The sequence below is a fragment of the Leptotrichia sp. genome, from assembly GCF_057270615.1.
This window is the reverse complement of sequence record NZ_DBHIXN010000092.1, coordinates 1-4,558: the sequence shown is the minus strand read 5'-3', so window position 1 is coordinate 4,558 and position 4,558 is coordinate 1. Positions and strand designations below refer to the sequence as shown.

Here is a 4,558-nt window from a genome sequence, read left to right as displayed (position 1 = left end):
ATCAAAAGCAAGTTTCTTTGATGGAGATGAAATTCCAATATATGATAAAGAAAATTCACAAAAATATATATTCAGTGGAAAAAGAATAAAAAGAGGACTATATCAAACAAGTAAAGGCTATCAATTAAATGCAGATTGTAACGGAGCATTAAATATATTAAGAAAAAGTAAAGTTGTGGACTTAAGCGTCCTATACAATAGAGGTGAGCTGAACACACCTAAAAGAATAAGGGTAGTGTAAAGCTATCAAACTTCTTAGAAAATTTTTAAATAATTTTAAAGATTTTAGAACCCTGCGACTTTAGTCGTGGGAGGTTCAGGATCAGCACATTATTCATGAAAGAATTTTGTATGAAGAATTAAAAGATAAGTTTTATAATAAAAAAATTGAATCACAGCATTTATTGTTACCATTAAAAATGGAAGTTACGCAAATTGAAAAAAATATTATTTTTGAAAATATAAATGTTTTTAATGATTTTGGATTTGATATTGATGAATTTTCAGAAAACGAGATTGTGATTCGTGCTGTACCTGCTTTTGATTTTCGGGATAGTATTGAAAATGTATTTTTACAGCTTTTGCTGGATCTAAAAAATGAAGTTGAAATAAAGGACTTGAGAGAAAACATTATTATTTCAATGTCGTGCAAGGGGGCTGTAAAAGCTGGGCAGAAGCTGGATATGTTTGAAATGCAGAATATGGTACGAAGGATTCATGAAGTGGGAAAATATACATGTCCGCATGGCAGACCAATTATTGTAAAATTGTCTAAAAACGATTTAGATAAAATGTTTGGAAGAAAAAAATAATGGTAAAACTGGGGGAAATTAGTAAAAAAATGAAAAAAACTTTTGACAATAAAGGAAAAATATGATAAGAATTAATATAGTATGTATTGGAAAAGTAAAAGAAAAATATATAAGAGAGGGAATAGCTGAATTTTCAAAGAGGTTATCAAAATATACAAAACTAAAAATTACAGAACTAGCTGAAGAAGATGATAACAAAGGGATTGAAAATGCAATAAATTCTGAAACTGAAAGAATAATAAATGTTATTTCAAAAAAAAATTATTCATATAATATTTTGCTTGATTTAAAAGGAAAAATGTTAACTTCAGAAGAAATGGCTGATAAAATTGAAAAAATTTCAATGACAAATAGTGAAATTAATTTTATAATTGGCGGTTCAAATGGAGTTGACGATAATTTGCGGAAAATTGTAGATTACAGACTGTGTTTTTCAAAAATGACATTTCCACATCAGCTTATGCGGTTAATTTTGTCAGAGCAAATATATAGATGGATTTCAATTAATAATAATATAAAATATCATAAATAATGGAGGGAAGTTATGTATTCTGCTGGGGAAGAATTTGAAAAAACTAATAGCGAAGGGGATGTTGAAGAATATACGTGTCTTTCAAATATTACGGTAGGAGATAAGGAATATTTAGTTTGTGATAGTGAAACTGGGGAAAAGAAAGTTTTTTACTATGACAGTATTGAAGAAGAATTGTATGATTTAGATGAAGATGAGGAAGATCAGGTGCTGGAAATATGGAATGATGAATATTACGGCTCTGACAAGGATTATATGTACTGGAATGAAGATTTTGGGGAATATGATAAAAATGAGAATGTAGATGGAGAGTTTGATGAAAGTAATTTTGATTCATTGAATGCTGATGAAAATGAATTTTTTGATGAAGAAGAAGAAGCAGATGATGAAGATTTATCAGAATTCTTAGATGATTTTTTTGATGATGAAAATGAATAGATTTATTTTATAATTTAAAAATAATATAAAAATCAAAAATAAGGAATATAATGAAAATAAAAATAAAAAGTCTAGATAATTTTAATCAAAATTATGAAAAATTATTTGAGTTGGAAAAAGTATTGGCACAAGAAGAAAAAAAAGAGTACTATTATAGTGATGAATATGGAAATTGTAAAATCATTGATAAAGGTAATTCTGTTGAAATTTATAGATATGGTAAAATCAACTCAAGACAAATTTTTCAAAATAAAAAACATACACCTTTTATTTATATTACAGAAGAATTTAAAGGAAAATACAAAATTTTCACAAAAAAAATTCAAAAAGAAAATGGAAAAATAGTGCTGGAATATGATATAATACATAGTAATGAAGTGATAAATAGTATAAACTTAGAAGTGCAATTTATAGATATGCCAGATGATTAAACAATTTTAGAGATATTTATATTTTATAATATGCTCAAATCTATTAAAAATTATATAAATTTAGGATTTGAGTAAAATAGTCTTAGCTTTTAAGTTCAGTTTTAAATCAGTTTTACTATAAAAAAGCAGAAAGGAAAAAGTGAATGAATAATCAAAACCAGAATGATAATGGTATAATAAAAGAAAAATTAAAAAAAGTAGAAGAATTAAAAGAAATGGGAATTGAGCCTTATGGAAGACATTACGATAAGGTAGATGATATTTCAGAAATTAATAAGTATGATGAAACTTGTGAAAAAGTATTTAAAACAGCGGGAAGAATTGTTGCATTTAGAAGAATGGGTAAAAATGGATTTGGAAAAATTCAAGATCCGACTGGACAAATTCAATATTATGTAAAGAAAGATGAAGTTGGAGAAGACCAATATGAAATTTATAAAAAATTAGGAATGGGAGATTTTATTGGTATTGAAGGAACATTATTTAGAACAAAAACTGGAGAATTGACTTTAAGAGCAAAATCTTTTGAAGTTTTATCAAAAAATGTAAGACCACTACCAGAAAAATTCCACGGATTAACAAATGTTGAAACTAGATATAGACAAAGATATGTTGACTTGGTAATGAATAGAGAAGTTATGGAAACTATGAAAAAAAGATTCCAAGTTATTAGATTTTTTAGAAGTTATTTAGAAAAAAAAGGATTTACGGAAGTTGAAACTCCAATGATGCACCCAATCGCAGGTGGAGCGACTGCAAGACCATTTGTAACACACCATAATGCATTAGATATGGAATTATTTTTAAGAATTGCACCGGAATTATACTTAAAAAGATTGCTAGTTGGTGGATTTGAAAAAGTATTTGAAATTAATAGAAGTTTTAGAAATGAAGGGATTTCTGTAAAACATAATCCTGAATTTACGATGATGGAATTGTACCAAGCGTATGCCGATTTTAATGATATGATGGACTTGACAGAAGATTTAATTTCTAGTTTGACTTTTGAGTTACATGGAAAATATGAAATTGAATATGAAGATAAAACTATTAATTTAGCTAAACCTTGGAGAAGAGTAACAATGAAAGAAGCTGTAAAAGAAGCGACTGGATTTGATTTTGATTCAATTTCAAGCGATGAAGAAGCTGTTGAAAAAGCAAAAGAATTAGGAATACCTTTAGAAAAAGATAAAACTTACACAAAATTTGGAATTTTGAACTTGATGTTTGAAGAAAAAGTTGAAGAAACATTGATTAATCCAACATTCATAACAGAATATCCAAAAGAAATTTCTCCACTTTCAAAAAATCAAAAGGGTGAAACTGAATGGGTTGACAGATTTGAATTGTTTATTTCTGGAAGAGAATTTGCAAACGCATATTCAGAATTGAATGATCCAAGAGACCAAAAAGAAAGATTTGAAGAGCAAGTTAAATTGAAAGAAGCAGGAGATGATGAAGCACAAGGAATGGATTTAGATTACATCAGAGCTTTGGAATACGGAATGCCACCTGCAGGAGGATTAGGAATTGGAATTGATAGGTTAGTTATGTTACAAACTAATTCAGCATCAATCAGAGACGTAATCTTGTTCCCAACATTAAGAAAAGAAGACATCGAATTATAATTTTTTAAATTAATTTATTAATCAAAAAATAAAAGATAATCATGAAATTAGTCTTGGAAATCTAGAAAAATAGGCAATCTCAGAAGTAGAGAATGTCTATTTTTTTATAAAAATTTTAAAAAATGAGAAAAAATTAAAAGTTCTCATTTTTCTTTAATCTTTATATGATACTATTACAATGTAACAAAGGAACGGCAATTACAAATAAAAAATGCAAAGGAGGATTATGGGAAACAAATTCTTAAAAGTAGCATTGTTAAGTTGTTTAGTATTAGGTTCTTTGAGTTTTGCTGGAAGTAAAGATTACAAAAAATCAAATTTCAGTCATAAAAAAGTTCTTATAGAAGATCAAAAATAACCCCAACAAGAGCTAAACAAATAGCATTAGCAAAAGTTCCTGGTGCAACGCTGAGAAATATTAAAGATTTTGATTTTGATGATAATTCTTATGAAGGAGAAATTCATTATAGAGGTTATACCTATGATTTTGAAATCGATGCGTACACTGGAAGAATTATAGATTGGGATGTAGATAGAGATTAGGAAATAAAGAGTTTTATGGAGAAATGGTCGTGCATATGAGGGTAGGAGCTTATATGCAGAAAAAGGAGTAAAGGTCATGTATGCGAGGGTAGGAGCTTGCGTACAAAAAAAGGAAGTTACAAAATTACAAAGGATAGGATTTTTGGTCGAATCCGAATTATGAAGAAAAAAGTT

7 protein-coding genes and 1 pseudogene are annotated in these 4,558 nt (G+C 27.8%); all 8 read left to right on the top strand.

The genetic code is table 11. The features are described 5' to 3' along the window. Window positions 1-241, top strand: a pseudogene (locus tag ACO409_RS10295) (RNA-guided endonuclease TnpB family protein); the annotation flags it as partial. A gap of 88 nt (window positions 242-329) precedes the next feature. Beyond that, the gene (locus tag ACO409_RS10290) at window positions 330-812 is read left to right on the top strand and encodes a hypothetical protein (RefSeq protein WP_485556983.1); all 483 of its coding nucleotides are present in this window, start codon (window positions 330-332) and stop codon (window positions 810-812) included. Between the two features lie 61 nt (window positions 813-873). Then, window positions 874-1,344, top strand: coding sequence for a 23S rRNA (pseudouridine(1915)-N(3))-methyltransferase RlmH (locus tag ACO409_RS10285; RefSeq protein WP_314395509.1), 471 nt, complete (start codon window positions 874-876; stop codon window positions 1,342-1,344). Window positions 1,345-1,356: 12 nt separating this feature from the next. Then, window positions 1,357-1,782, top strand: a complete 426-nt coding sequence (locus ACO409_RS10280; RefSeq protein WP_485556979.1) for a hypothetical protein — start codon at window positions 1,357-1,359, stop codon at window positions 1,780-1,782. 50 nt (window positions 1,783-1,832) lie between these two features. Continuing rightward, a complete protein-coding gene (locus ACO409_RS10275; protein WP_485556977.1) occupies window positions 1,833-2,213 on the top strand; it encodes a DUF1934 family protein in 381 nt (126 codons plus the stop codon). Between the two features lie 143 nt (window positions 2,214-2,356). Then, complete coding sequence (gene lysS, locus ACO409_RS10270; protein ID WP_485556975.1) at window positions 2,357-3,841, top strand: lysine--tRNA ligase; 1,485 nt, start codon at window positions 2,357-2,359, stop codon at window positions 3,839-3,841. 226 nt (window positions 3,842-4,067) lie between these two features. After that, window positions 4,068-4,199 carry a hypothetical protein gene (locus ACO409_RS10265; RefSeq protein ID WP_485556973.1) on the top strand — a complete coding sequence of 44 codons (132 nt, stop codon included), beginning with the start codon at window positions 4,068-4,070 and terminating at the stop codon, window positions 4,197-4,199. Beyond that, complete coding sequence (locus tag ACO409_RS10260; RefSeq protein ID WP_485556981.1) at window positions 4,196-4,384, top strand: PepSY domain-containing protein; 189 nt, start codon at window positions 4,196-4,198, stop codon at window positions 4,382-4,384. The genes ACO409_RS10265 and ACO409_RS10260 overlap by 4 nt, the downstream gene beginning before the upstream one ends. The last annotated feature ends 174 nt before the right edge of the window (window positions 4,385-4,558 follow it).

Excerpts from the sequence above, each read along its gene's own strand:
- ACO409_RS10285 (WP_314395509.1), top strand. The coding sequence starts at position 874 with ATGATAAGAATTAATATAGTATGTATTGGAAAAGTAAAAGAAAAATAT.
- ACO409_RS10280 (WP_485556979.1), top strand. The coding sequence starts at position 1,357 with ATGTATTCTGCTGGGGAAGAATTTGAAAAAACTAATAGCGAAGGGGAT.
- ACO409_RS10275 (WP_485556977.1), top strand. The coding sequence starts at position 1,833 with ATGAAAATAAAAATAAAAAGTCTAGATAATTTTAATCAAAATTATGAA.
- lysS (WP_485556975.1), top strand. The coding sequence starts at position 2,357 with ATGAATAATCAAAACCAGAATGATAATGGTATAATAAAAGAAAAATTA.
- ACO409_RS10265 (WP_485556973.1), top strand. The coding sequence starts at position 4,068 with ATGGGAAACAAATTCTTAAAAGTAGCATTGTTAAGTTGTTTAGTATTA.